Genomic DNA, 26,726 nt, shown 5'->3' on the forward strand with positions numbered 1-26,726 from the left:
AGGTACCGCCCTGCGTATCCCCGTTCAGGGGGCGCAATTTGCGAGCTTCGAGTAAAGTGCCCGACTCGTCGGAGTAAATTCGTGCATTCTCTGGGGGCTGAGATGTCACATAAGCGGTCCGGCCTGCTTCCTGGACTGATCGCGGGGCTGGTCGCCGCGCTGGTCTGCGCGGCGGCCCTGGGGCTCGCGGTGCTGTTCCAGGACCGGCTGCCGAGGGCCGTGGCCACGCTGGGCAACGGCCACGCCCTGTCGGTGACGCTGTCGCTCCTGATCGCGCTGCTGGTCGCCCTGGCGGTGGGCGCGGCTCGCCCGCGCAACCGGGCGCTGCCGGTGGTGGCCGCCCTGTACGCGGCGGCGGCCGTCGCCGGCGGCCAGATCTCGGGCGTGTCCATCATCCTCGGCGCCGCGCGGCACACCTCCGCGACCGGCACGCCCTTCTCCCCGCAGCTCGGCGACATCACGGCGGCCAACGCCGGCGAGGGGCTTCCCCGCGCCCTGGCGGTCTACCGCGAGCCGCTCGCGCAGACGTGGCAGATGTGGCTGTACATCGCCGTCGCCGCCGTGGCGGCGCTCCTGCTGGTCACGCTGCGCGTCTTCCGCGTGCGCCGCGCCGAGCGGGCCGCCCTGGCCGCCCAGGAGGCGGCGGAGGAGGCCGGGCAGGAGTACCGGGCGCCCTTCGAGCCCGCGCAACCGCCCGCCCAGTCGCCTGCACAGGTGCTCGCGCAGTCGCCCGGGCAGCAGGCCGCGCCCGCGGACCTGTTCACGCCGCGCAAGCCCGCCAGGGATTGACGGACGCCCACTCAGCGGCCGCCGGGCGGCTCACAGCGCGCTTCGTCACGGCGAGCGGCCCGTGAGCCCTCACGACCGGCCATGACGGGCGTGCGGGGACGTCGGCGCGTGCGGGCCACCGCGCGGAGCCGTACGGGATGGGGGTCTCCCGGACGGCGCCGCGGGCGCCCGCACGGCGGCGAGCCCGCTACGGCGCCAGCATGTCGACGGTGAGGTTGGCCTCGGTGTTGGGGATGCCCAGGTCGGAGGCGCGCTTGTCGGCCATCGCCAGCAGCCGCCTGATGCGCCCGGCGATGGCGTCCTTGGTCAGCGGCGGGTCGGCGATCTGGCCCAGCTCCTCCAGCGACGCCTGCTTGTGCTCCACCCGCAGCCGCCCGGCCACCACCAAGTGGTCCGGCGCCTCCTCGCCGAGGATCTCCAGCGCGCGCTGCACCCGCGCGCCCGCCGCGACGGCCGCCCGCGCCGAACGCCGCAGGTTGGCGTCGTCGAAGTTGGCCAGCCGGTTGGCGGTGGCCCGCACCTCGCGGCGCATCCGGCGCTCCTCCCAGGCCAGCACGCTGTCGTGCGCGCCGAGGCGGGTGAGCAGCGCGCTGATCGCGTCGCCGTCGCGGACCACGACGCGGTCGACGCCGCGCACCTCGCGGGCCTTGGCGTGGATCTTCAGCCGCCGGGCCGAGCCGACCAGCGCGAGCGCGGCCTCCGGCCCCGGGCAGGTGACCTCCAGGGACATCGAACGCCCCGGCTCGGTGAGCGATCCGTGCGCCAGGAAGGCGCCCCGCCAGGCCGCCTCGGCGTCGCAGGCCGCACCGGCCACGACCTGCCGGGGCAGGCCGCGCACCGGGCGCCCGTGGTTGTCGATCAGGCCCGTCTGGCGGGCCAGCGCCTCACCGTCGCGGTAGACGCGCACGACGTAGCGCGAGCCCTTGCGCAGCCCGGCCGGCGCGAGCACGAGCACCTCGGCCTTGTGGCCGAACACCTCGCCGATGTCCTTGATCAGCCGCCGCGCGGTGGCGTTGGTGTCGAGCTCGGCCTCGATCACGATGCGGCCGCCCACCAGGTGCAGGCCGCTGGCGAACCGCAGCAGCGTGGACACCTCCGCCTTGCGGCAGCACGGTTTCAGCACCGGCAGGCGGCTCAGTTCGTCCTTCACCACACCTGTCATCGCCATAAGCGTTAGTCCTTCCCCCATTCAGACCGGCTCCCGCCAGTCTCTCGCACCTTCGCGCCACGCCGACCAGGATCAACGCTTCTGGAGGAAAATCTCGTCCAGGACGGAGGCAAGACGTCGTGGGTCATGCCGGGGCGAGCCGTCGGCGGCGGCCACGTCGGCCAGGACGAGCCGGGCGCCGAGCGCCGCCGCGGCCTTGTCCAGGGCGTCGAGGTCGTCGACCACGCCGGTGTCGGCCAGCACGACGTCGAAGGCCAGGTCGGGGGCGTGCTGGCGGAGCACCTCCAGGTGCTGCTGGGGGGAGAAGTCGTCGGTCTCGCCCGGCTGGGGGGCCAGGTTGAGGGTGACGAGCCGCTTGGCCTTGCTGTCGTGCAGCGCGCGGGCCAGCTCGGGGACCTTCAGGTGCGGCAGCACGCTGGTGAACCACGAACCCGGCCCGAACACCAGCCAGTCGGCCTCGTGCACCGCGGCGACCGCCTCAGGACGCGCCGGCGGGTTCTCCGGCACCAGGGAGATGGCCTGCACCCGGCCCGGCGTGAGCGCGCAGGCGACCTGGCCGCGCACGGTCGAGGTGACGCCGTCGAGCTCGACCTCGGCCACGATGTCGAGCGGCACCGAGGCCATCGGCAGCACCCTGCCGTGCGCGCCGAGCAGCCGGCCCACCCAGTCGAGGCCGGCCACCGAGTCGCCGAGCAGCTCCCACAGCGCCACGATCAGCAGGTTGCCGACGGCGTGCCCGTGGAGCTCGCCCTCGCTGCGGAAGCGGTGCTGGACGACCTCGCTCCAGGTGATGCCCCACTCGTCGTCGCCGCACAGCGCGGCCAGCGCCATGCGCAGGTCGCCGGGCGGCAGCACGCCGAGCTCGCGGCGCAGCCGGCCGCTGGAGCCGCCGTCGTCGGCCACGGTCACCACCGCGGTCAGCCGGTCGGTCACGACCCGTAAGGCCGACAGCGAGGCGTAGAGCCCGTGGCCGCCGCCGAGGGCCACCACGCGGGGGCCGTTCAGCGGATGGGGCAGCCCCGCCTCCATACGTTCATGGGTCACTCCCGCCCCACATCCCGGTGACTGACCTGGACCTCCATGCCGCGGTCACGCAGGCGGGCGGCGACCTGCTCGGCCATGGCCACGCTGCGGTGCTTGCCGCCCGTGCAGCCCACGGCCAGGGTCGCGTAGCTCTTGCCCTCACGGGCGTAGCCGGTGGCGACGACCTGCAGGACCTCCTCGTAGGCGTCGAGGAACTCCTTGGCGCCCGGCTGGCCGAGCACGTAGTCGCTGACCGGCGCGTCGAGGCCGTTCATCGGCCGCAGCTCGGGCACCCAGTGGGGGTTGGGCAGGAAACGGCAGTCGACGACGAGGTCGGCGTCGACCGGCAGGCCGTACTTGAACCCGAACGAGACGACGTTGAGCCGCAGCCCCGGACGGTCATCGCCGCCGAAGTAGGCGACGATCTTGTTGCGCAGGTCGTGCACGTTGTGGGACGAGGTGTCGATCACCAGGTCGGCGTTGGCCCGCACCTCGCGCAGGATGCCGCGCTCGCGGGTGATGCCGTCGACCAGGCGGCCCTCGCCCTGCAGCGGGTGGGGCCGGCGGACGTTCTCGAACCTGCGCACCAGCTCCTCGTCGCTGGCCTCGAGGAAGACGACCCGCACGCGCACGCCCCGGCCCTCCAGCTCCTCGATGGCCGCGTTGAGGTCGGTGGTGAAGGCCAGGCTGCGCACGTCGACGACCGCGGCCACCTTGTCGGCGGCCAGCTTGACCTTGCCCGCCTCCTCCGCCATCGCGAACAGCAGCCCCGGCGGCAGGTTGTCGATGACGAACCAGCCCAGGTCTTCCAGCGCCTTGGCGGCCGTGCTGCGCCCCGCCCCGGACATGCCGGTGACGATGACGAACGCCGGCTCGGTGCTCATGGCCTCACTCCGTTCGCCGACACCCTGCGCTCCCTCGCGGGTGTTCACGATGTATCTCCCTTCAGCGTCGACACGATGACCTCGGCGAGGGCCGGCCCGATGCCGGGAACCTCGCAGATCTCGGTCGCGCTGGCCTCGCGTAGCTTCTTGACGGAGCCGAAGTGCTTGAGCAACGCCTGCCTGCGCGCCGGCCCGAGGCCGGGCACGCCGTCGAGCGCGCTCTCCTTCACTGACTTGGACCTCTTGGAACGATGGTAGGTGATGGCGAACCTGTGTGCTTCGTCGCGGACGCGTTGCAGCAGGTAGAGACCCTCACTTGAACGAGGCATGATCACTGGCTGGTCGTCGCCGGGCAACCACACCTCCTCCAGCCGCTTGGCCAGGCCGCACACCGCGACGTCGTCGATGCCGAGCTCGTCGAGCGCCCGCTGCGCGGCGGCCGCCTGGGGGCCCGCGCCGTCGACGACGACCAGGTTGGGCGGGTAGGCGAACTTGCGCGGTTTGCCGGTCTCGGGGTCGATGGGCCCGTGGCCGTCGTCGTCCTCGGCGGCCAGTTCGCCGGTGGCCGAACGTTCCTCCAGGTAACGCCGGAACCGCCGCATGATCACCTCGTGGATCGAGGCGACGTCGCCCTCCTTGGTCTTGATCGCGAAGCGCCGGTACTCGCTCTTGCGCGCCAGACCGTCCTCGAAGACCACCATGGACGCCACGACGTTCTCGCCCTGCAGATGGGAGACGTCGTAGCACTCGACGCGCAGCGGCGCCTGGTCGAGGTCGAGCGCGTCGGCGATCTCCTGCAACGCCTTGCTGCGCGTGGTCAGGTCGCCGGCGCGGCGGATCTTGTGCTGGGCCAGCGACTCCTTGGCGTTGCGCTCGACGGTCTCCATCAGCGCCTTCTTGTCGCCGCGCTGCGGGACGCGCACCTCGACCCGGGCCCTGCGCTGCTCGGTCAGCAGCTCGGCGACCGCCTCGGCGTCGGGCGGCAGCGCGGGCACGAGCACCTCGCGCGGCATCGACTCGGGGCCGGCCTCGCCGTACATCTGCAGCAGGAACTGCTCGACCAGCTCACCGGGCGAGGTCTCCTCGACCTTGTCGACCACCCAGCCCCGCTGACCGCGGATGCGGCCCCCGCGCACGTAGAACACCTGGACGGCGGCCTCCAGCGGGTCCTCGGCCAGCGCGATCACGTCGGCGTCGGTGGCCTCGCCGAGCACCACGGCCTGCTTCTCCAGCGCGCGCTGCAGCGCCTGGATGTCGTCGCGCAGCCGGGCCGCCCGCTCGTACTCCTGCTCGGCGGCGGCCTCGCGCATGTCCTTCTCAAGGCGCTTGATGAAGCGGGTGGTGTTGCCCGCCATGAAGTCGCAGAAGTCTTCGGCCAGCTCGCGGTGCTCCTGCGGGGTCACCCGGCCCACGCACGGCGCCGAGCACTTGTCGATGTAGCCCAGCAGGCACGGACGGCCGATCTGCCCGGCCCGCTTGAACACCCCGGCGCTGCACGTGCGCACCGGGAAGACGCGCAGCAGCAGGTCGACGGTCTCGCGGATGGCCCAGGCGTGCGAGTAGGGGCCGAAGTAGCGGGTGCCCTTGCGCTTGGCGCCCCGCATGACCTGGACGCGCGGGAAATCCTCCCCCATCGTCACCGCGAGGTAGGGGTAGGACTTGTCGTCGCGGTACTTGACGTTGAAGCGCGGGTCGAACTCCTTGATCCAGGAGTATTCGAGCTGCAGCGCCTCGACCTCGGTGCCGACGACGGTCCAGTCGACGTCGGCGGCCGTGGTGAGCATCGACTGGGTGCGCGGGTGCAGCGCGGAGAAGTCGGCGAAGTAGGAGTTGAGCCGCTGCCGCAGGCTCTTGGCCTTGCCGACGTAGATCACCCGGCCGTGCGCGTCCCTGAACCGGTAGACCCCCGGCGACTCGGGGATCGAACCTGGTCTGGGCCGGAAACTCAAGGGGCTGCCCGCTGCTCTCGCCACGGTCAAAGACTAGTAGGCGCCACCGACAAGGTGACCCGCCGAGCCTTCGGACGGCACGACGGGGCTCACCGCGTTCTCGGGTCAAGCCATGGATCACGCCGGCGGTCAGGCCAGGGTGATCTGGTCGCCCTCCACCTTGATCTGCTGGGCGGCCAGCGGCTTGTCGGCCGGGCCGTTGGTGACCGAGCCGTCGGCGATGTTGAACTTGCTGCCGTGGCACGGGCACACGATCGCGCCGTCCGCGACGCTGCCCACGGGGCAGCCCTTGTGCGTGCAGATCGCGCTGAAGGCCTTGAACTCACCCGCCGTCGGCTGCGTCACCACGATCTTCTGGTCCTTGAAGATCGTCCCGCCGCCGACGGGGATGTCGGCGGTCTTGGCCAGCGCGCCGCCTGCCTGCGGGGCGCTGGACTGCGATGCGCCCGGCTGCGCCGCGCTCGACTGGCCGCCCGCGTCGGGGGCGGTGGCCGCCGGGGTCTCGGTGCTTCCGCCGCAGGCGCTGATCGCCAGGGCCAGCCCGCCCGCGCCCACGCCCGCTATCACTGCCCGACGGCTTCGAAGGTCATCTCCCATGCGTCCCACCCAACCGGAGGCAGGTGAGAAATTCATGAGACGGGGATTAGGCGAGTCTGATCTTGTCGCCGTCCACGGTGATCTTCTTCTCCGCGAGCGGCGCGCCGGCGGGGCCGTCGGCCACAGACCCGTCCTCGATCTTGAACTTGCTGCCGTGGCAGGGGCAGTTGATGGTGCCGTTCGAGACGCTGGCGACCGTGCATCCCGCATGGGTGCAGATCGCCGTGAACGCCTTGAACTCCCCCTCGGTCGGCTGCGTCACCACGACCTTCTGGTCCTTGAAGACCGCACCGCCGCCGACCTGGATGTCGCCGGTGTCGGCCAGCGCCTTGGCCTTCTTCTTCACCTTCTTCTTGGGCTCCGACGACGGCTCCCCGGCGGCCGTCTCCTCGGTGGCCGGCGCCTCGTTCGCCGCCGTCGTCGGCGAACCGTAGCTCGCGCACGCCGTCAGAACCGCCGCGAGCCCGGCGCCTCCGGCGCCGAGCATGACCGTCCGGCGCGTCGTTTCTGTCATGGTGCGTCCTCCCAGGTCTCGGTCTCACATGCAGGTACGGCCGGCGCCCCCGCACCGGTTCAGCCTGCACGCCCCCAATCCCGGAAACCACGCACAATTACCCAGAACAAGCCTTCCCCGGCCCGCCCCCGAGCGCCGGCCGCAGCCCGCACCCTCAGACTGCCCCTAAGCCCGCGCTCTCCGAGCGCGCCCTCAGCCCCATCCCGAGACAGGCCCTCAGACCGTGTCCTGAGCCACGGCCTCAGGCCACGGCCTCAGACCACGGCCTCAGACCACGACGATGCCGTCGCCCTCCACCTTGACCTGGTAGACCGTCAGCGGCGCGGTCGCGGGCCCCTTGGTGGCCTGGCCGCTGTCGGCGGCGAACTCGCTGCCGTGGCACGCACACGTGATGACGTTGTCCTTAGGCGTGCCCACCGTGCATCCCTTGTGCGTGCAGACCGCGCTGAACGCCTTGTAGACGCCCTTCGTGGGCTGCGTGATCACGATCCGCCACTCCTGCACGATCGTGCCGCCGCCGACGGGCACGTCCGCCGTCTTGGCGAGCACCTTGCCCTTGATCCCCGACGCGGGTTGCGCCTTGGCGTCGCCTGCCCCGCACCCGGCCAGCGCCAGCCCGCACGCGGCCACCCCGGCCACGCCGAGCATCTCGCGCCGCCCGATGCCGCCACCGTTTTCGGGCATGGCTTCGCCCTGATTCGTCACCGTCATGAATTAGCCGACCCTTCGCGTCTCCGCCGACCCCCAGCAGGTCAAGCCGTTACCCGTGCTTCAACTTTATTGACCCCACCCCTCGGTCCGCCCATCGGGTGACCGATACGGTCACCGTCGGGGCAAAGAGCGGTCGGCGCACGGTCAGCGGACGGTGCGCCCGCGGTCAGCGCCGGGCGCCAGCGTGTCGCTCATGACACTCACCGAGACTCCCAATCCCACGACGTCCGGCCCGCGCTGGTGGCGACGTCCGTGGGTGGCTCCCCTCGTGGTGGTGGCGATCGCGTTCGTCGCCTTCTCGCTGCCGCCCTACCTGTCGCTGGACCCGAGCCGGTCGCGGGTGCCCGCGCCCGACTTCTTCCCGCCGCACTTCGCGGTGCTCTCCCTGCACGTGATCTTCGGCTCGATCGCGATGATCTCGTGCTGTCTGCAGGTCTGGCCGTGGTTCCGCGCCCGCCATCCGCGGGCCCACCGCGTGATCGGCCGGGTGTACGTCTTCGGCGGCTGCCTGCCCGGCGGCCTGCTGGGACTGGTGGTCAGCCTGGCCACGCCCTTCGGTCCGGTGACCAGGGCCAGCGGGGTGGTGCTGGCGCTGCTCTGGCTGGGCTGCACCCTGGCCGGCTGGCGGATGGCCAGGCAGCGCAGGTTCGTCGATCACCGCAGGTGGATGATCCGCAGCTTCGCCCTGACGATGTCGATCATCACCAACCGCCTGTGGGGCGCGGTGTTCGTCATCACGCTGTCACCGCAGCTCGACACCACCTTCCACGGCGACCAGGCGCTGCTGGCCGCCACGGTCGGCGCGCTGAGCGCCTGGCTGGGCTGGGTGCTGCCGCTGCTGTTCGCCGAGTGGTGGCTGGAGCGCGGCGACGCCGCCAAGCGCCGCCGCCGCGCCCGCGCCACCGCCCTGACCCCCGGCGAAACCCGAGCCACCACCTGACCCAGGTGGGCCCCAAGCCACCGCCTGACCCAGCTGAGCCCCAGCCGCACCGAACCACCACCGACCTCACAGCGAGACGAGCCCGGCCCGAACCACCACCCACCTCACAGCGAGACACAGCCGCACCCGAGCCGTCCCCGCCTCAGAGCGACAGGATCTTCCGCAGGAAGCGGCCGGTGTGGCTCTCGTTCACCAGCGCCACCTCTTCGGGCGTGCCCGCGGCCACGAGCGTGCCGCCGCGGGACCCGCCTTCGGGGCCCATGTCGATGATCCAGTCGGCGGTCTTGATGACGTCGAGGTTGTGCTCGATGACGATCACCGTGTTCCCGCCGTCGACCAGCCGCCCGAGCACGCCGAGCAGCCGGCGGATGTCCTCGAAGTGCAGGCCGGTGGTGGGCTCGTCGAGCACGTAGATCGTCCGGCCGGTCTGGCGGCGCTGCAGCTCGGAGGCGAGCTTGACGCGCTGCGCCTCGCCGCCGGACAACGTGGTCGCCGGCTGCCCGAGCCGCACGTAGCCCAGGCCGACGTCGTTGAGCGTCTGCAGGTGCCGCTTGATCGCCGGGATCGCGTCGAAGAAGGCCAGCGCCTCCTCGATCGGCATGTCGAGCACCTCGGCGATCGTCTTGCCCTTGTAGTGGACCTCCAGCGTCTCCCGGTTGTACCGGGCGCCGTGGCAGACCTCACAGGGGACGTAGACGTCCGGCAGGAAGTTCATCTCGATCTTGATCGTGCCGTCGCCCGCGCACGCCTCGCAGCGCCCGCCCTTGACGTTGAAGCTGAACCGCCCGGGCTGGTAGCCGCGCACCTTGGCCTCGGCCGTCTGGGCGAACAGCTTGCGCACGTGGTCGAAGACCCCGGTGTACGTGGCCGGGTTGGAGCGCGGCGTACGGCCGATCGGCGACTGGTCGACGTGCACGACCTTGTCCACCTGGTCCATGCCGTTGATGCGGGAGTGCCGCCCCGGCACCGTGCGGGCGCCGTTGAGCTCCTTGGCCAGCGCGTTGTAGAGGATGTCGTTGACCAGCGTCGACTTGCCCGACCCGGACACGCCGGTCACCGCCGTGAACACGCCCAGGGGGAACTCGATGTCGACGCCCTTGAGGTTGTGCTCGCGCGCGCCCTTGACCGTGATCTGCCGCTTCTTGTCGCGCTTGCGGCGCTTGGCCGGGATCGGGATGCTCCGGCGCCCCGACAGGTACTGGCCGGTCATGGACTCCTCGCTGGCGAGGAGCTCCTGGACGGTGCCGGACACCACGACCTGGCCGCCGTGCTCGCCGGCGCCGGGACCGATGTCGACCACCCAGTCGGCGGCGGCGATGGTGTCCTCGTCGTGCTCGACGACGATCAGCGTGTTGCCCATGTCGCGCAGCCTGATCAGCGTGTCGAGCAGGCGCATGTTGTCACGCTGGTGCAGGCCGATGGACGGCTCGTCCAGCACGTAGAGGACGCCGACCAGCCCGGAGCCGATCTGCGTGGCCAGCCGGATGCGCTGGGCCTCGCCACCGGCGAGGGTGGCGGCGGCGCGGTCCATGGTCAGGTAGTCGAGGCCGACATCGAGCAGGAAGCCCATGCGGGCGTTGATCTCCTTGACCACCCGCTCGGCGATGTGCATGTCACGGTCGGACAGCTTGAGCTCGGCCAGGAACTTGGCGCACTCGCCGATCGACATGGCCGCGACCTCGGCGATCGACCGGTCGTCGACCGTGACGGCGAGGGTGACCGGCTTGAGCCGGGCGCCCTTGCAGGCCGGGCACGGGATCTCGCGCATGTAGCCCTCGAAGCGCTCGCGCGTGGCGTCGCTCTCGGCCTCTGCGTGCCGGCGCTGCACCCAGGGGATGACGCCGTCGAAGGTGGTGTAGTAGGAGCGCTGGCGGCCATAGCGGTTGCTGTAGCGGACGTGCACCTGCTCGTCGTGGCCGTACAGCAGCGACTTCTGGGCCTTCTTGGGCAGCCGCTCCCACGGCGTGTCGAGGGTGAACCCGACCGTGTGGCCGAGCGCCTCGATCAGCCGGACGAAGTATTCGCTGGTGTGGCCGCCCGACCACGGGTGCAGCGCGCCGTCGCCGAGCGTGCGCTCGGGGTCGGGCACCACCAGGTCGGGGTCGACCTCCATCTTGGTGCCGAGGCCGGTGCACTCGGGGCAGGCGCCGAAGGGCGAGTTGAAGGAGAACGAGCGCGGCTCCAGCTCCTCGAACGACAGGTCGTCGTAGGGGCAGTAGAGGTGCTCGGAGTAGAAGCGCTCACGGCCCGGGTCGTCTTCCGGCAGGTCGACGAACTCCAGCGTGATCGTGCCGCCGGACAGCTGCAGCGCGGTCTCGACGGAGTCGGTGAGCCGGCGGCGCGAGGACTCCTTGACCGACAGGCGGTCGACGATGACCTCGATGTCGTGCTTCTCGTACTTCTTCAGCGTCGGCGGCTCCTCCAGCCGCACGACCGTGCCGTCGACCCTGGCCCGCGCGAAGCCCTTGGTCTGCAGCTCGCGGAACAGCTCGGCGTATTCGCCCTTGCGGCCGCGGATGACCGGGGCGAGCACCTGGAAACGGGTGCCCTCCTCCAGGTCCATCACGCGGTCGACGATCTGCTGCGGCATCTGCCGGGCGATCGGACGGCCGCAGGCCGGGCAGTGGGGCTTGCCGATGCGCGCCCACAGCAGGCGCAGGTAGTCGTAGACCTCGGTGATGGTGCCGACGGTGGAGCGGGGGTTCTTGCTGGTGGCCTTCTGGTCGATGGACACCGCGGGCGACAGGCCCTCGATGAAGTCGACGTCGGGTTTGTCCATCTGGCCGAGGAACTGGCGGGCGTAGGCCGACAAGGACTCGACGTAGCGCCGCTGGCCCTCAGCGAAGATCGTGTCGAAGGCCAGGCTCGACTTGCCGGAGCCGGAGAGGCCGGTGAAGACGATCAGCGAGTCTCGCGGCAGGTCAAGCGAGACGTCCTTGAGGTTGTGTTCTCGTGCACCACGCACGATCAGGCGGTCTGCCACGGCGATCCCGGAGGTCGAAAGGCGGATAGGTCCACGGGGGATGGTAGACGGGGGCACCGACATTTTCGGCGAGCCGATCCCCGGCCCCCGAAAATCCGTCCTTCACAGGTTACGGCCATCTCCCGCGTCGGCAGGAGCCCTTTGAGAGTCAACCACTTGACCTGCCGCTTTATGCCCGCACCCGACCTTGGACACCTAAGTGATGAAATATCCGGACATGACTGTTCTACCCGCGGTACAGGCCGAACTCGCCTCCGCGACAGACCGGCTGCTGGCCACGGCCGCGTCCCTGTCCGACGCCGACGTCGCGGCCCCGTCCCTGCTGCCCGGCTGGACCAGAGGGCACGTCCTCGCCCACCTGGCCGGCAACGCCCGCTCCCATCTCCGCCTGCTCACCTGGGCCAGGACGGGCGTCGAGACCCCGCAGTACCCCTCCCTGGAGGCCAGGACCGCCGAGATCGAGGCCGCCGCCGCCCGCCCGGCCGCGCGCCACCTGGCCGACCTGGCCGACAGCGCCGCGCGCCTGGCCGCCGCGATCCGCGATCTGCCCGCCGAGGCGTGGCCGGCGCCCGTACGCGGCATGCGGCCGCCGTCACATCCCGCCTGGTACATCCTGGTACGCCGGTTGCGCGAGGTGGGCATGCACCACGTGGACCTCGGCGCCGGGTACGGCCCCCGCGACTGGCCGGAGACGTTCGTCCGCCGCGAACTGCACGACCTCCGCCGATCCTGGCCGTACGACCGCAGCACGGTGAGCGAGGTCGTCCTGACCGGCGAGCCGGGGCAAAGGTAGCAGAACCTCGGCCACGGCCCGGCGGTCCAGGGCCGACCGGCCGACATGCTGGCCTGGTTGACGGGAAGGTCGGAGGGCGAGGGCGTTACCCTGGTGCCCGCGGGACAGCCGTCGCCGCCTGGTGACGGTGGCGCGCTCCTTCCCGAGCCGCCGCCGTGGCTGACGATGCCGGCCCCCGCTGATCTGCCCGCGACGCCCCCGAAGGACTACCCATGACCTACACCGGCGACGTCCGGGTCGGCGGCCCCGCCGACGTGCGCGAGCTGCCCGCCCTGACCATCTCCAAGCTGGCGGTCGGCCCCCACGACAACAACGCCTACCTGCTGCGTTCCACCGAGACCGGCGACGAGCTGCTGATCGACGCCGCGGCCGACGCCGACCGGCTGCTGGCGCTCGTCGGCGACCAGCCGCTCGGCGCGATCGTCACCACCCACCAGCACGGCGACCACTGGCAGGCCCTCGAACAGGTGGCCCGGGTCACCGGCGCCGAGGTGATCGCCCATCCGCTCGACGCGCCCGCCCTGCCCGTCCCGGCCGGCCGCACGGTCGACCACGGCGACACGATCGCCCTCGGCCCGGTCAGCCTGGAGGTCATCCACCTGCGCGGCCACACCCCGGGCTCGATCGCGCTGCTCTACGACGGCGGCCCCGACGGCCGTCACCTGTTCACCGGCGACTCCCTGTTCCCCGGTGGGGTGGGCAACACCGGCAGGGACCCGGAGCGTTTCGAGCGGCTCTACACCGACGTGACCGAGCGCATCTTCGACCGCCTGCCCGACGACACCTGGGTCTACCCCGGCCACGGCAAGGACACGACGCTCGGCGCCGAACGTCCCTCGCTGCCCGAGTGGAAGGCCAGAGGCTGGTAGCTCACCTGCCCGCGGCCAGCACGCGCACGATGCGCCCGGCCGCCAGGGCGGGATCGTCGGCCAGGCCCACGAGCTCGCCCCACGACCAGCGGTAGAACCACCCTTCGGGCAGCGGCACGCAGTCGATCGTCTCGGCCAGCAGCGCGGTGTCGGGATCGCTGATCCGCAGCGCGGGCGGGTTGGCCCGCAGGGTGGCGGTCAGCCCGCGCTGCTCCAGCTCGGTGGCCAGCTTGCCGAGGTAGTACGTACGCGTGTGCTCGCGCGGCATGGCCGACATGAATCCATCAAAACCGAAGATGGATGAAAAATCCCCTAGTTGCCGATTCGCTCGGCTTCCTTGCGCAGCTCCCGCTTGTAGAACAACATGCGCAGCGGGATGGCCGCGACGAGCGCGATCTGCATGGTCGCGCCGATCTTGATCGGCAGGTCGCCGCCTTCCGGCCAGGCCACCCAGAACGTGAGGAAGGCCACGTTCACCATGATCCACCCGAGGACGACCGCCGCGAGCTGTCCCTTCGGCTTGGGGTACTCGATCCGGCTGACCATCAGCCAGGCCACGCCGAGCACCGCGAACAGCGCCCAGATGCTGGGCTGGAACAGCAGCACGATGGAGATCACGGTCATGGCGCCCATGGGGATGGGCAGGCCCATGAAGTCGCCGCTCTTGGTCTTGACGCACGCGAAGCGCGCCAGGCGTACGACACCGGCGACCAGCACGGCCGCCGCGGCGGTGACCACCGCGATGAACGGCACCGAAGGCGGCGCGCCGACACCCCAGATCACGACCATGAACGCGGGCGCGAACCCGAAGCTGATCACGTCGGCCAGGTTGTCCAGCTCGGCGCCCATCGCCGAGGCGCGGAAGCGCCGCGCGACGAGCCCGTCGAACAGGTCGCAGGTCGCGCCGATGAGCAGCAGGACGATGGCGGTGGCGAAGTAGCTCGGCGTGGGCGTGAACTTGCCGTCGGCGACCGTGAGCTGCTGAATCGCCGAGTAGGCCAGGACGCAGACGGCGAGGAACCCGCAGACCGCGTTGCCCAGCGAGAGCGAGTCCGCGGCGGACAGGCGGAACGCCTTGCCCACGGGACCGCGGGGCTCTTCCTCGCCCGCCTGCCAGCTGCCGGCGTCAGCCGTGGTCAATTCTGGTCACCCCCGCAACCGTCTTCTCCCCCACGGTGACCGCGGGCGAGATGCCTTCGGGAAGGTAGATGTCGACCCGCGAGCCGAACCGGATGAGCCCGATGCGCTCGGTCTGCGCCACCTTCGCCCCGGCGCTCAGGTACGGCACGATCCGGCGCGCCACGGCGCCCGCGATCTGCACCATCTCGATGTCGCCCAGCGCGGTCTCGAAATGCCACACCACGCGCTCGTTCTGGTCACTGTCCTTGTTGAACGCCGGCAGGAACCCACCTGCGACATGCTGCACGGACGTGACATTTCCCGCAAGAGGGGCACGATTGACGTGCACGTTCAGGGGGCTCATGAAGATCGCGACGCGGGTGCGGCCGTCGGGCCAGGGATCGATGCTCTGCACCACGCCGTCGGCGGGCGACAGGATGCGCCCCTCGCCAGGAGTGCGCTCGGGGTCGCGGAAGAACCAGAGCATGCCGCCCGTGAGCGCACCCAGCGGGGCCGCAGCCAGGGCCCAGCGCCGGTCTCGGCGCGTCAGCAGCGCGGTGGCGGCCGCCGCGGCCGCCGTCGGGAGGAGCCACGGGGAGACCCCGCGCGCGAGCCGGACGCGGCTCGACTTAGCAGAATCGTCTGACACGTACAACCTTTGGTGGTGACTGGACTAGGCGCTTTGCCATGCTGTTACGGAACTCGCAACTATTACACGGCGCAACTTCACAAGCAAAGCGCCTCGATAGCCGTTCCGCTAGACCTGCTCCGGGTGCGTGTGCTCGCCTTCGCCGCTCGTCATGCGGGCTTTGATCAGGCTCGCAACCGTGGTGATCGCCATGGTGGAGCCGATGACCGTGAGCGACACCCAGATGGGAATTTCGGGTGCCCAGGAGACGCCGCTGGCATGCAACGCCTCCATTATCAGCTTAACCCCGATGAACCCGAGGATGAACGCCAAACCATAGCTGATGTAGACGAGTCGCTGCAGCAACCCGCCCAGCAGGAAGTAAAGCTGACGCAGCCCCATCAGGGCAAACGCGTTGGCCGTGAAGACGACGTAGGGGTCCTTGGTGAGCCCGAAGATGGCCGGAATCGAGTCGAGGGCGAACAGCAGGTCGGTGGTGCCGATGGCGACCATCACGATGAGCATGGGGGTCACCATGCGGCGGCCGTCGATCTTGACGCTGACCTTCGAGCCGACGTACCCCTCGGTGGTCGGGAACGCCCGGCGCACCCACCTGAGCAGGATGTTCTCGTTGAACTCGTCTTCCTCGCCCTTGAGGTGCTGCCGGATCAGGTTGACGGCGGTGTAGACGAGGAAGGCGCCGAAGACGTAGAAGAGCCAGCTGAACCGCTCAAGCGCCGCGGCGCCGAGCGCGATGAAGATGCCGCGCATGACCAGCGCGAGCACGATGCCGACGAGCAGCACCTTGTGCTGGTAGGGCCGCGGCACCGCGAACCTGCTCATGATGATGAAGAAGATGAACAGGTTGTCGACGCTCAAGCTGTATTCAGTGATGTAACCGGCGAAGAACTCCCCCGCCTTGTCGGCCCCGAAGGTGGCCCACAACCCCACGCCGAACAACGCGGCCAGGGCGACATAGAAGGTGACCCAATATCCGGCCTGCCGCATGGAGAACTCACGGGCTTCACCGCGGTCGACGATCCAAAGGTCAAAGGCGAGGACGACCAGCAGACCGCCGATGACGGCGATCCAGGCCCACACGGGTACGGTCACGATTCAAACCCTCCGGCATGCATGACTCATTGCCGGAGGTCTCTCCCGCCCGCGAACAACGCGGACCGGCAGCCCCGGGGGCCCCGTGGAGCGGGGCTGCACCGTGATGACGAGGCTGTCGCGAAGGGATACTCCCCTCCCTAACCCACGCAGTATACGCCGACACTCTGATCTCATCATCCATTCGATCTTGCCCCCTCGTACACCCCGAGGACGCTCTCCACGGCATCGTCACCGTCCGGCAACTCCCGTCCGCGCCGGGCGGCCGCCTCGGCCAGCGTCCGCGCGGCCCCCGGCTCGCCCAGGACCTCGCGCAACGCGCTGCGCAGCCCTTCGGCGTCCCCGTACGGCACCAGCATCCCCGCGTCGCCGACCAGCCACGGGATCCCGCCGACGTCGGAGGCCACCACCGGCTTGCCCGCCGTCAGTGCCTCGCTGAGGCTGAGCGGCAGCCCTTCCCAGCGGCTGCAGTTGACCACGACGGACGCGGCCGCCAGCAGGTCGGGGACGTCGTCCCGGTCTCCGAGAAGCAGGACGGGAAGGTTCCGGGACCGGATCCGGTCCTCCAGTTCCGCCCGCAACGGCCCCTCACCCGCGACGGCGAACAGGGGGGCCGGCGACTCCCACGGCCCGGCCGCCACGTCCAGCAGGGTGTCGAGCCCCTTCTGCTGGGCGAGCCGGGCGATCGTCAGCACCAGGGGACGATCACCTGCCCCCAGTTCCTCCCGCACCTCCTCCGGCCTGCGCCGGGCGGGCCGGAGCGGAGGCGCGGGCACCACCGCCTCCGCCACCTCCCGAGCTCCCAGGACGCTCATCCGCTCCGCCAGATCCGGCGAGACCACCAGCACCCGGTCGGCCCGCCGCGCCACGATCCGCTCCAGCACCCCGTAGACGAACCCCACGAAACCGCCGGCGGTAAGCGCATTGTGCAAGGTGACCACCACCCCCGGCCCCTCCCGGCCGTCGCCCCTTCGCTTCCCCTGAGCTCTGAACGCCCTCAGTGCCAGGCTCGCCAACGCCCCCGCTCGCAGGCCATGGGCGTGCACGACGTCGGCGTCGCGCGTCAGCCGCCGGATCGCGAGCGCCGCGCGCAGGTCGTTCAGCGGATGCGGCCGGTCCGACACGGGCACCTCGGCGAACGTGGCTCCCGCCGCCCGGAAGGAGAACGCCTCCTCGACACTCCCCGGCCCCACCACCGCCGCCTGGTGGCCACGCTGCACCAGCCCTTCGACGAGCATCCGTACATGCCGCCCGGTCCCACCCGACGTGGTCCCCATCACAAAAGCCACCCGCACGACCCCTCCTGACCCCTCACCGGAACCCGCAGCCACACCTCAAAGCTGAAACCGTAGCCCGAATCACGCCGCAGCTTCCCGATCTCACCCACCAAACCCGCCGACGCCCAGTACCGGCCCCCCACAGGCACCTGAGCCTCAAAGGCCCCCAACCACCACGCCTTGGTCCGCCATGACCACCGACCAACCGCGCAGGCCCCTGTGCCCCAAGCCGGGATCCACGGTTCCCACGCCCGTGGCACGTTCGTGATGCCCAGCAGATCGACAGCCCCTGAGCTTCACGGACCCCAGAAATGTGGGCACCTTCACAGCCCGGCCAGCCTTGTGGGTGCCTGGCGCGCAAGAGGTCAAGCACCACCGGAACCATGTGCCCGATGCCCTGCGCCCCTTCCAAGGCCAGCAACCTTCCAGAGGCCACGCCCCCAGATGGCTCCTGGCCCCGCATGGCCCGTCACCTGACACAGGCCAGGCCCCTCGAAGGCAAGCCTTCGAGGAAGCCCTGCCTCACACAGAAGACCTCGCACCGCGGAACCAGCACCAACTCCAAGCCACACACTGCAGAAGCGCAGAAATCAGAGAAACCCAGGAGCCACGCCACCACGAACCGCGCGCCACTAGGCGTGCCAGCCTCAGAAGCCCCGCGCGACCAGCCGTCCAGCCCCAGAAGCACGACCCAGCTGTGCAAGCCCCAGAAGCCGTACGGGACCAGCCGACCGAGCGTCAGAAGCCGCACACGAACAGCCGACCGAGCGTCCGAAGCCAAGCGCGACCAGCCGTCCGCGCCCGAACCCATGCGCGACCAGCGTCCGCCCCCCGAAGCCGTGCGCGACAACCAGAACCGCCGGAGCGCACCCACCACACAACAGGCAGAGGATCAGCGGCCGTGGATCAGCCGCCCCGTCCGAGCAGCCCGGCCACCACCCTGGCATCCGGCCGGTCCACCGCCGCCAGGACGGCAGCCCCCACCACCACGGCCACCACCGCCGCCAGCACCACCGCACCCACGTTCGGCCAGATGCCCGAGACCCCGAGCCACCTCACCACCCCAGCCCCCGCCAGGTACCCCAGCACACCACCGGCGATCGCCGCCCCCGCGGCCCGGGGCAGCCCCGCCGCGGCACCGCTCCCGCGCGCCCGCACCACGGCCCCGAGCAGCAACACTCCACCGGCGGTCATGCCGACGCTCATCCCCAGCGCCATGCCGCCGATCTTCCACCCTGCGGGCAGCAGCAGCACGAGCACGGTCTGCGCGACGATGACGACCAGCCACCCCGCCACCGTCCCGGTGGCGGCCGCCCGCCCGAGCCCGGCCGCGTAGAGCACCCTGCTCAGATGGGCGATGAGCCCGTAGCCGACGATGCCCGGCGCGAACAGCGCGATCGCCAGGGCGAGCTGAGGCGGCGGCACCTCGCTCCTGCCTCCCAGGAACACCACCGCCCCAGGCCCCGACACGGCGGCCAGCACCCCGGCCGCCAGCCCCGTGACCAGCACCACTGCCCGCGTGGTCCGCGCCGCCAGCGCCGAGAACGCGACCGCGTCGCCCGCCTGCGCCGACAGCCGGGGGAACGCGCTGGTGGCGATCGGCACGGCCAGCACCGCGTACGGCACCAGGTAGATCGCCCACGCGTAGTTGTAGACGGTGAGGGCCCCGTTGCCGATCGCCTTGTTCGACAGCAGCACGACGACGATCATGGCGGCCTGCTGGGCGAGCAGCGCCGCGATCCCGGCCAGGGCGAGCCTGCGCACCTGCCCGGCCACGCCGTCGGGGAAGCGTAAGGTGGGTCGCCACCGCAGCCCCAGCCGCGACACAGGCCCGACCACGGTCAGCACGAGCGAGAGCACGCCCAGGCTGGTGCCCACCGACAACGCCAGCTCGGCCGGCCCGGGCAGCTGAGCCGGGTCGACGGTCCCCGAGCTGAGCGGCACGAACAGCAGGTACGCCACGATGACCACGATGCTGGACACCAGCGGCGCGACCGCGGGCCCGGCGAAGCGGCTGTGCGACTGCAACACGCCGTAGAGCACGACGGCCACGCCGTACAGGGGGATCTGGGGGGCGAAGACGACCAGCATCCGGGTGGCGACGGCGACGAGCTGGGTCGTGTCGCATCCGTTGACGGCCTCGCCGAGGAACAGGCCGATGACCGGCCGGGCGAACAACGCGGTGAGCGCCCCCAGCGGCACCAGGACCACGACGACCCACGTCAGCAGCGCCGAGCTGATGTGCCCGGTGCGCTCGCGCGAGGCCGCGGACCCGGCCAGCACCGGCACCACCATGCCCGCCAGCGCACCTCCGACGACGACCTCGAAGACGATGTTGGGGATCTGGTTGGCTGTCATGTAGGCGGTGGACAGGCAGTTGGTGCCGACGGTCTGTGCGAAGGCGTACTGCTTGGCGAAGCCGGCGATCCGGGCCAGCACGGTGATCGCCCCGATGAGCAGGGCGCCACCTGCCACGCCCCGCGCCGTCACGCTCCGCACCCGGCCTCCCCCGCCCAGTATCCGGTCACGCCGACATCCTGGCAGGTGCCACCGACAATCGCGCGCGGAGGGTCACACGTGGTCGACGGGACGCCGCCCGAGCATGTCGAGCCGGTTGAGCACCGGGTTCGCGGCGATGACCTTGGTGAAGCTGACCTTCTCCGAGGCCGCGGTGAGCGCCGCGACCGTGCCCAGGAGGACCAGCCTGCCGGGCCTGCCGAGCTTGGTAACCGCGGCCAGCCCGAGCAGGGCGCCGAGGGAGTTGGCGCCCGCGTCGCCGAGCATGGCGCGCTCGCCGAGGTCGTCGGGCAGCAGCGCCGCGGCGGCGCCCAGCGGCACGGCGGCCAGGGCCGCGGCGGCGGGCGAGGACCGCAGCAGCGAGACGGCCAGCAGCGGCCCGCCGGCCAGCAGCCCGACCTTGATCGCCCGGCCGGGACGCAGGTCGAACAGGTTGGCGAGGTTGGCGGCGCCGGCGATGGCCGCGCCGTTGACCAGGGTGTCGACGGGCCCGTCGGAGACGAGGGCGGCGGCGCCCAGCCCGGTGGCGCCGATCCCGAGGATCTTGACGGCGCCGCTGGTGACCTCGCCGCGGGCCAGAGCCGTCAGGTGGCCCTTGAACCCCTTGGAGGACGTGGTGCCGTAAAGGTCGTCGTAGGCCCCGAGGGCGCCGGTGCCGACGCCGGCCAGCACCGCGGCCAGCCGGGTACGCGGCGCCAGGCCGGGCGTGAGCGCGGCCGCGGCGCCGGAGCCCGCCACGAACGCGGGCCCCTCCAGCAGGGTGATGGGCTCGCCGCGGTGGTTCTTGCGCGTCCAGCGCCCGCCCAGGTCGGCCGGACGGTTCCGGGTGAAGGCGGAGTAGGCGGCACGGGCGGCGGCGGCACCGATCGCGGCGCCGGCCAGCGCGTAGAGCAGGCCACGGGCCATGTCAGCTCCCTGACTGGGTCGGTGAGGGTGTGGTGGTCGGCAGCGCGGGCTGGGTGGCCGAGGCCCCCTTGCCGATGCCGTACTGGCCGGCCCGCCCGCTCAGTTGCTCCCGGAGAGCGTAGACGACCACGACCCGGCCCGTGGGCATATCGACGGTATCGACGGTGGACACGCGCTTGGCGACGTCGCCGTCGTCGCGCAGGGCACTGACGGCGCCCCCGGTGACGGCCGCGTTGGCGGCGCTGCCGGCCAGCACCGCGCCCTTGCCCGCGGCGTCGAGCCGGTCGGCGACCGAGACGAGCGCGCCCAGCTGGGTCTCGGCCTGCTCACCCTCGTACGCCTTCTCCGGCGCGAACATCACCGCCAGCATGGCCCGTTTGGCGGGGTCGCCGTCGGTGCTGACCAGCCCGCCCGCCTCGAACCCGCTGATGACGGCGGCGGTCGCGGCATTGGGGGTGCCCGCCTGTGCCTGGTCGGTGGTGAGCAGCGTGGAGGCGAGAAGTGCGCCGGCCTTGTCCCAGACGGTCGCCGTGGACGGGAAGACCATGTCGACCGGTTTGAGCTGGTTGACCAGGCCGTCGAGCACACCGCTGCGGTCGGGGGCGAAGAACTTCTCGGTCAGCGTGACGCGCCCGCTCACCTCGGCGCCCGCCTCCTCCAGCACCTGCTGCTCGGCCTCGCGGAACGTGGTGCTCGACCCCGGCGCCTCGACCAGCAGCACGCGCTGGCCGGTCAGCTCGCCGGCCACCAGCTTCGGGGTGACGCTGGTGACGAAGGCGTCGTTGCCCGCCTCGCGCCCCTGGAGCTGGTCGATCTGCACGCGCAGCTCGTCCTTGGTCTTGGTGAGCTGCGCGGAGATCTCCTGCGCGGACTTGACCGCGGGCTCCTGCAGCAACGTGGTGCCCAGGACGATCCCGACCGCCAGCGCCAGGAAGATCGCGACGATGGAGACGACGTGGTAGCGAAAATCGATCACGAGAAGAGTCCGACCAGCCAGAAGATGAATGCGTTCCAGACGTCTTGCAGGCCGTTCAGCCAGGTCTGGCCGAGCGGCGACAGGAAGAGCGCCACCCCCATGGTGATCAGGGCGGTGATCACGAGCATCAGGAGCTGGGAGGTGGTGATGCGGCTGCGGTAGAGCCTGCTCACGCCCTTGGCGTCGATGAGCTTGCTGCCGATGATCAGCCGGGTCAGGAAGGTGCTGGCCATTCCGGAGCGGCCCTTGTCGAGGAACTCCTCCAGGGTGCCGTGGGTGCCGACCGCGACGATCAGCTCGGCGCCCTTGTCGTCGGCCAGGAGCATCGCGATGTCCTCGCTGGTGCCGGTGGCCGGGAAGATGACCGCCTCGCGGCCGAGCTGGTGCACCCGCTCCAGGCCGGGGGCGCGGCCGTCGCGGTAGGCGTGCACGACGAGCTCGGCGCCGCAGGTCAGGGCCTTGGTCGAGACGGAGTCGAAGTCGCCCACGATCACGTCGGGGAGGTAACCGGCCTCCAGCAGCGCGTCGGCGCCGCCGTCGACGCCGACGAGGACGGGACGGTATTCCCTGATGTAGGGGCGGAGAGTGGCGATGTCTTCCTTGTAGTGATATCCGCGCACCACGATGAGGACATGTCTGCCCTCCATCGGGGTGCGGATCTCAGGCACGCCGACTCCGTCGATGAGAAGCTTGCCCTCACCGCGAACGTACTCCATCGTGTTGACGGCGAAAGCCTCGATCTGCACGGCCAGCCCGGCGCGCGCCTCTGCCATGGCGGCCTCGACGGCCTCGGCCGTCTGCTCGTCGCCCTTGCCCACGACGTCGTCGTCGAGGTAGATGACGCCCTCGTGGAGGCGGATGACGTCGCCGTCCTTGACGCGTTCGAACAGCTCGGGGTTGGCGTTGTCGACGAACGGCATGCCCGCGTCGAGCAGGATCTGCGGACCCAGGTTGGGATAGCGGCCGCTGATGCCGGCGGCGACGTTGACCACAGCCGCCGCGCCGCACGCGACGAGCGCCTCCGCGCTGACCCGGTCAACGTCGACATGGTCGATAATCGCTATTTCCCCGGGCTGGAGGCGTTTGGTCAGCCTCTTGGTTCGCCGGTCGATTCTCGCCACTGCCGTCACACCGGGAAGGTCACCGACCTTCCTGCCACGGAGGCCCGGCATCTTGCTCCCCGGAACCTTCATCATGACCATCCTGCCAGAGGGAAACAGCGCGGAGGCCAAGCACTACGCCGCGTGTCCACTATGTCACGCTGAATCACCTGTCGGCCGCTGCGAGCCCGAGCAGCTCCTCCGCGTGCGCCCGGCCCAGTTCGGAGTCCTCCAGACCGGCCAGCATGCGCGACAGTTCGCGGACGCGCCCCTCGTGGTTGAGCGTGACGACGCCGCTGCGCACGACGCTGCCGTCGCTGGCCTTCTCGACGACCAGATGCTGGTCGGCGAAGGCCGCCACCTGCGGGAGGTGGGTGACGACGATCACCTGCGCGGTGCGTGCGAGCCGGGCCAGCCGGCGCCCGATCTCGACCGCGGCCTTGCCGCCGACCCCCGCGTCGACCTCGTCGAACACGAACGTCGGCACCGGGTCGGCACCGGCGAACACGACCTCGATCGCGAGCATGACGCGGCTCAGCTCGCCGCCGGAGGCGCCCTTGTTGAGCGGCAGCGGCGGCGCGGCCGGATGGGCGGCCATCCGCAGCTCCACCTCGTCGACGCCCTCCGGGCCGAACTCGGCGCTCTGGGTGAGCTGCACCACGACCCGGGCGTGGGGCATGGCCAGCGCGGTCAGCTCTTCGGTCACGGCCTGGCCGAACCGCTCGGCGGCGGCCTCGCGGACCTTGGTGAGCTCGGCGGCCAGGGTGGTGAGCCTGGTGGTGAGCTCCTCGTGCTCGCGGGTGAGCTCCTCGATGCGCTCGTCGTCGCCTTCGAGCTCGCCCAGGCGGGCGGCCGCCTGCTGGGCCCAGGCCAGCACCCCTGCGCTGTCCTCGGCGTACTTCCTGATCAGGCTGCCCAGTACGGACCTGCGTTCCTGCACGGCTCCCAGACGGGCGGGGTCGGCCTCGATGGACTCTGCGTAGGCGGCCAGGTCGGTGGCGACGTCGGAGATCAGGTATCCGGCCTCGGCGAGCCGGTCGGCCACGCCGGCGAGCTGGGGGTCGTAGTCGCGCACGGCCTCGACGGCCGCGCGGGCCTCCCCGAGCAGCGAGATCACGTCACGGGCGCCGCCGCCGGCCTCCATCGGGTCGCCGAGCAGCGCGGTGTGGGACGTGGTGGCCGCGCTGCGCAGCGCGTCGGCGTGCGAGAGGCGCTCCTCCTCCTCGCGCAGCTCGGCGTCCTCGCCCGGCTTGGGGTCGACCTTCTCGATCTCCTCCAGGCCGAACCGCAGCCGGTCGGCCTCCTGGGCACGCTCCCTGGCCTGGGTGGTCAGCTCGTCGAGCAGCGCCCCGACCTGCTTGTGCCGCTTGTACGCCTGTGAATACGCCCGCAACGGCTTGACCAGCTCGTTTCCGGCGTAACGGTCGAGCGCGGCGCGCTGCCTGGCGGCCTGCAGCAGCCGCTGCTGGTCCATCTGCCCGTGCACCGCCACCAGGTCGTCGGCCAGGTACGTCAGCGTGCCGACGGGCACCGTACGGCCCCCGAGCCAGGCCCTGGAGCGGCCCTCGGCCGAGACGGTGCGCGAGATGATCAGCTCGCCGTCCTCGACCTCACCGCCGAGGTCCTCGACCTGCTGGGCGACCCGGCCGCCGGGCTCGACGACGAGCGTGCCCTCCACGGTCGCCTTGTCGGCCCCCGGACGGATGCGCGAGGGATCGGCCCGGCCGCCGAACAGCAGCCCGAGCCCCGTGACGACCATCGTCTTGCCCGCGCCGGTCTCGCCGGTGACCACGTTGAAGCCCGGCGAAAGCTCGAGTACGGCCTCGTCGATGACGCCGAGCCCCTGGATGCGGACCTCCTCGACCCTTGGTCGCACTGCCCACTCCCGTCACTGCCGTGCCTGATGGCCGGTCGATTGTCTCCGGACACCTGTTGCCCATGGGATCCTACGCGCTCCGCCCTCCATTCATTCAGGGTCGCACTCTCCCGCGCCATCCCTGAACCGGTAGTTCGAACTTGGCGACCAGCCTGTCGGTGAAGGGCGCGCCGGTGTTCTCGACGCCGTGCAGACGGGCCAGGCGCACCGGCTCGGCGCCCCTGCGCACCTCCACACGTGACCCGGAGGGCAGCTCGAAACGGCGGCGGCCGTCGCACCACAGAACGCCGCCCGGAGTGTCCGGCAGGATCTCCACGGCCATCGTGGACCGGGGCGAGACCACCAGCGGCCGCGCGAACAGCGCGTGGGCGCTGATCGGCACCAGGAGCAGCGCCTCCACCTCCGGCCAGACCACCGGCCCGCCGGCCGAGAACGCATACGCCGTCGAACCCGTAGGAGTGGCACATATCACGCCGTCGCAGCCCCAGCGGGACAGCGGCCGCCCGTCGATCTCGGCGACCACCTCCAGCATGCGTTCCTGCTTCTCCACGGTGACCTCGTTGAGCGCCCACGTGTCGGCGATCACCCGGCCGTTCTGCCTGGCCAGGACGTCGATCGTCATGCGCTCCTCGACGTCGTAGCGCCCGGCGACCACGCTGTCGACCGCCGAGGCCAGGTCGGCCACCTCCGCCTCGGCCAGGAACCCGACGTGCCCGAGGTTGACCCCGAGCAGCGGCGTGCCGGCGGGCTTGGCCAGCTCGGCCGAGCGCAGCAGCGAGCCGTCGCCGCCGAGCACGATCATGACCTCGGCGTCCTTGGCCGAGCCGGGGTCGTCGCTGGGGACGACCTCCACCCCGCCACAGCCGATGTCACGCGCCTCGGTGTCCAGGACGCGCACGTTGATGCCCGCCCCGACCAGCCGGTTGATGACCAGACGGGCGCTCTCTACGGCGGCGCCCCGCCCGGTGTGGACGGCGACCAGCACGGTCCGGTTCATTGCGGCCCTTCCGCGACGGCACGCTGGATCTCGGCATCGAGCTCGGCGACGGGCGGATCACCCTCTCCTTTGCCCAGCCACAGCAGGTATTCGACATTTCCGGAAGGGCCGGGCAGCGGGCTCGCGGTCACGCCCCGCACGCTCAGCCCCAGCTCCTGCGCCTTGGCCGCGGCCTCGCGCACCGACCTGGCCCGCAGCTCGGGGTCGCGCACCACGCCGCCCGCGCCCACGAGCTCCTTGCCCACCTCGAACTGCGGCTTGACCAGCATGACGAAGTCGGCCCGCGGCGCGGCGACCTGCGCCAGCGCGGGCAGCACGAGCCGCAGCGAGATGAACGACAGGTCGCCCACGACCAGCGTGGGCGGCTCGCCGACCATGTCGGGGGTCAGGTCGCGCACGTTGACGCGTTCCATCACGGTCACCCGCTCGTCGGTGCGCAGCGACCAGGCGAGCTGGCCGTAGCCGACGTCGACGGCGAGCACGTGGGCCGCGCCGTGGCGCAGCAGCACGTCGGTGAAGCCGCCCGTGGAGGCTCCCGCGTCGAGGCACCTGCGCCCCTCCACCGACAGGCTCTTGAACGCCTCCAGCGCCCCCAGCAGTTTGTGCGCTCCCCGCGAAACGTAGTCGGGCCCGTCGGCCGACTCGGCGACGACGATGGCCGAGGCGGTGTCGACCTGGGTCGCGGGCTTGTGCGCCTGCTGACCGCCCACGCTGACCCGCCCGGCCTCGATGAGCTGGGCGGCCTGCTCGCGCGACCTGGCCAGCCCGCGGCGCACCAGCTCGCTGTCGAGACGGATCCTGCGGCTCACCGCTCGCCCAGCGCTTCGTCGCCCGCACCCGCGAGAGTGGACTCCAGCCCGGCGAACGCCTCCTCGAACACGGCCACGTGCTCGTTCACCGGCAGCTCGCCCACACGACCGAGACCGGCCACGATGGCGTCGACCCGCTCGTCACCGGTCTCCTCCGGCAGCTCACTCATGACTCGACCGTAACGCCT

Annotated in this window: 25 protein-coding genes; 4 read left to right on the forward strand and 21 right to left on the reverse strand. The window is 71.2% G+C overall.

Going from position 1 to position 26,726, the window contains the following annotated elements:
• The first annotated feature begins 102 nt into the window (after positions 1-102).
• Positions 103-789, forward strand: a complete 687-nt coding sequence (locus tag ACWEJ6_RS32830; RefSeq protein WP_452428818.1) for a hypothetical protein — start codon at positions 103-105, stop codon at positions 787-789.
• Between the two features lie 187 nt (positions 790-976).
• On the opposite strand, the gene whiA is transcribed toward ACWEJ6_RS32830, so the two are convergent.
• From whiA to ACWEJ6_RS32865, 7 genes are all read right to left on the reverse strand, one after another.
• Positions 977-1,957, reverse strand: coding sequence for a DNA-binding protein WhiA (gene whiA / locus ACWEJ6_RS32835; RefSeq protein WP_138714326.1), 981 nt, complete (start codon positions 1,955-1,957; stop codon positions 977-979).
• A 72-nt stretch (positions 1,958-2,029) separates the two neighbouring features.
• Positions 2,030-2,986, reverse strand: coding sequence for a gluconeogenesis factor YvcK family protein (locus ACWEJ6_RS32840; protein WP_452428840.1), 957 nt, complete (start codon positions 2,984-2,986; stop codon positions 2,030-2,032).
• Positions 2,987-2,997: 11 nt separating this feature from the next.
• Positions 2,998-3,864 (reverse strand): RNase adapter RapZ, encoded by an 867-nt coding sequence (gene rapZ, locus ACWEJ6_RS32845; RefSeq protein WP_352323031.1) that lies wholly within the window; start codon positions 3,862-3,864, stop codon positions 2,998-3,000.
• Positions 3,865-3,908: 44 nt separating this feature from the next.
• Positions 3,909-5,813, reverse strand: a complete 1,905-nt coding sequence (gene uvrC, locus ACWEJ6_RS32850; protein WP_352323041.1) for an excinuclease ABC subunit UvrC — start codon at positions 5,811-5,813, stop codon at positions 3,909-3,911.
• A 129-nt stretch (positions 5,814-5,942) separates the two neighbouring features.
• Positions 5,943-6,380 (reverse strand): Rieske (2Fe-2S) protein, encoded by a 438-nt coding sequence (locus tag ACWEJ6_RS32855; protein WP_364340023.1) that lies wholly within the window; start codon positions 6,378-6,380, stop codon positions 5,943-5,945.
• A gap of 76 nt (positions 6,381-6,456) precedes the next feature.
• On the reverse strand, positions 6,457-6,924 hold the full coding sequence (locus ACWEJ6_RS32860; protein ID WP_449919104.1) for a Rieske (2Fe-2S) protein: 468 nt from the start codon (positions 6,922-6,924) through the stop codon (positions 6,457-6,459).
• 267 nt (positions 6,925-7,191) lie between these two features.
• Positions 7,192-7,608 carry a Rieske (2Fe-2S) protein gene (locus ACWEJ6_RS32865; protein ID WP_358300207.1) on the reverse strand — a complete coding sequence of 139 codons (417 nt, stop codon included), beginning with the start codon at positions 7,606-7,608 and terminating at the stop codon, positions 7,192-7,194.
• Between the two features lie 220 nt (positions 7,609-7,828).
• Between ACWEJ6_RS32865 and ACWEJ6_RS32870 the strand changes: the two genes are divergently transcribed.
• The gene (locus tag ACWEJ6_RS32870) at positions 7,829-8,575 is read left to right on the forward strand and encodes a DUF2306 domain-containing protein (protein WP_387679944.1); all 747 of its coding nucleotides are present in this window, start codon (positions 7,829-7,831) and stop codon (positions 8,573-8,575) included.
• Positions 8,576-8,717: 142 nt separating this feature from the next.
• Here the strand turns inward: ACWEJ6_RS32870 and uvrA are convergent, their stop codons facing one another.
• A complete protein-coding gene (gene uvrA / locus ACWEJ6_RS32875) occupies positions 8,718-11,558 on the reverse strand; it encodes an excinuclease ABC subunit UvrA (RefSeq protein WP_352323036.1) in 2,841 nt (946 codons plus the stop codon).
• A gap of 217 nt (positions 11,559-11,775) precedes the next feature.
• Between uvrA and ACWEJ6_RS32880 the strand changes: the two genes are divergently transcribed.
• Both ACWEJ6_RS32880 and ACWEJ6_RS32885 read left to right on the forward strand, forming a co-directional pair.
• Complete coding sequence (locus ACWEJ6_RS32880) at positions 11,776-12,351, forward strand: maleylpyruvate isomerase N-terminal domain-containing protein (protein WP_452428822.1); 576 nt, start codon at positions 11,776-11,778, stop codon at positions 12,349-12,351.
• A 212-nt stretch (positions 12,352-12,563) separates the two neighbouring features.
• Positions 12,564-13,220 carry an MBL fold metallo-hydrolase gene (locus ACWEJ6_RS32885; protein WP_387679938.1) on the forward strand — a complete coding sequence of 219 codons (657 nt, stop codon included), beginning with the start codon at positions 12,564-12,566 and terminating at the stop codon, positions 13,218-13,220.
• A gap of 1 nt (position 13,221) precedes the next feature.
• On the opposite strand, the gene ACWEJ6_RS32890 is transcribed toward ACWEJ6_RS32885, so the two are convergent.
• From ACWEJ6_RS32890 to ACWEJ6_RS32950, 13 genes are all read right to left on the reverse strand, one after another.
• Entirely contained in the window at positions 13,222-13,497 is a 276-nt protein-coding gene (locus tag ACWEJ6_RS32890; protein ID WP_364340010.1) for a hypothetical protein, read from the reverse strand.
• 35 nt (positions 13,498-13,532) lie between these two features.
• Positions 13,533-14,360, reverse strand: coding sequence for a CDP-diacylglycerol--serine O-phosphatidyltransferase (gene pssA, locus ACWEJ6_RS32895; RefSeq protein WP_357983442.1), 828 nt, complete (start codon positions 14,358-14,360; stop codon positions 13,533-13,535).
• Entirely contained in the window at positions 14,347-14,988 is a 642-nt protein-coding gene (locus ACWEJ6_RS32900; protein ID WP_352329585.1) for a phosphatidylserine decarboxylase, read from the reverse strand. The genes pssA and ACWEJ6_RS32900 overlap by 14 nt, the downstream gene beginning before the upstream one ends.
• A gap of 108 nt (positions 14,989-15,096) precedes the next feature.
• Positions 15,097-16,080 carry a TerC family protein gene (locus ACWEJ6_RS32905; RefSeq protein ID WP_352364449.1) on the reverse strand — a complete coding sequence of 328 codons (984 nt, stop codon included), beginning with the start codon at positions 16,078-16,080 and terminating at the stop codon, positions 15,097-15,099.
• 176 nt (positions 16,081-16,256) lie between these two features.
• The gene (locus ACWEJ6_RS32910) at positions 16,257-17,357 is read right to left on the reverse strand and encodes a glycosyltransferase (protein WP_452428842.1); all 1,101 of its coding nucleotides are present in this window, start codon (positions 17,355-17,357) and stop codon (positions 16,257-16,259) included.
• A 906-nt stretch (positions 17,358-18,263) separates the two neighbouring features.
• Positions 18,264-19,856, reverse strand: coding sequence for a murein biosynthesis integral membrane protein MurJ (gene murJ, locus ACWEJ6_RS32915; protein WP_452428826.1), 1,593 nt, complete (start codon positions 19,854-19,856; stop codon positions 18,264-18,266).
• Positions 19,857-19,928: 72 nt separating this feature from the next.
• Positions 19,929-20,780: a hypothetical protein gene (locus tag ACWEJ6_RS32920; protein ID WP_364340006.1), complete on the reverse strand. Its 852-nt coding sequence runs from the start codon at positions 20,778-20,780 to the stop codon at positions 19,929-19,931.
• Position 20,781: 1 nt separating this feature from the next.
• Positions 20,782-21,756: a copper transporter gene (locus tag ACWEJ6_RS32925; protein ID WP_387679928.1), complete on the reverse strand. Its 975-nt coding sequence runs from the start codon at positions 21,754-21,756 to the stop codon at positions 20,782-20,784.
• Entirely contained in the window at positions 21,753-22,949 is a 1,197-nt protein-coding gene (gene steA / locus ACWEJ6_RS32930) for a putative cytokinetic ring protein SteA (RefSeq protein ID WP_387680342.1), read from the reverse strand. The genes ACWEJ6_RS32925 and steA overlap by 4 nt, the downstream gene beginning before the upstream one ends.
• A 73-nt stretch (positions 22,950-23,022) precedes the next feature.
• A complete protein-coding gene (gene recN / locus ACWEJ6_RS32935; RefSeq protein ID WP_358300241.1) occupies positions 23,023-24,732 on the reverse strand; it encodes a DNA repair protein RecN in 1,710 nt (569 codons plus the stop codon).
• A 94-nt stretch (positions 24,733-24,826) separates the two neighbouring features.
• Positions 24,827-25,729 (reverse strand): NAD kinase, encoded by a 903-nt coding sequence (locus ACWEJ6_RS32940; RefSeq protein ID WP_352364459.1) that lies wholly within the window; start codon positions 25,727-25,729, stop codon positions 24,827-24,829.
• Entirely contained in the window at positions 25,726-26,538 is an 813-nt protein-coding gene (locus tag ACWEJ6_RS32945) for a TlyA family RNA methyltransferase (protein WP_352364461.1), read from the reverse strand. Before ACWEJ6_RS32945 ends, ACWEJ6_RS32940 begins: the two co-directional genes overlap by 4 nt.
• A complete protein-coding gene (locus ACWEJ6_RS32950) occupies positions 26,535-26,708 on the reverse strand; it encodes a hypothetical protein (RefSeq protein WP_352326208.1) in 174 nt (57 codons plus the stop codon). The genes ACWEJ6_RS32945 and ACWEJ6_RS32950 overlap by 4 nt, the downstream gene beginning before the upstream one ends.
• Between the last annotated feature and the right edge of the window lie 18 nt (positions 26,709-26,726).

It is taken from the genome of Nonomuraea sp. NPDC004702, from assembly GCF_053601695.1.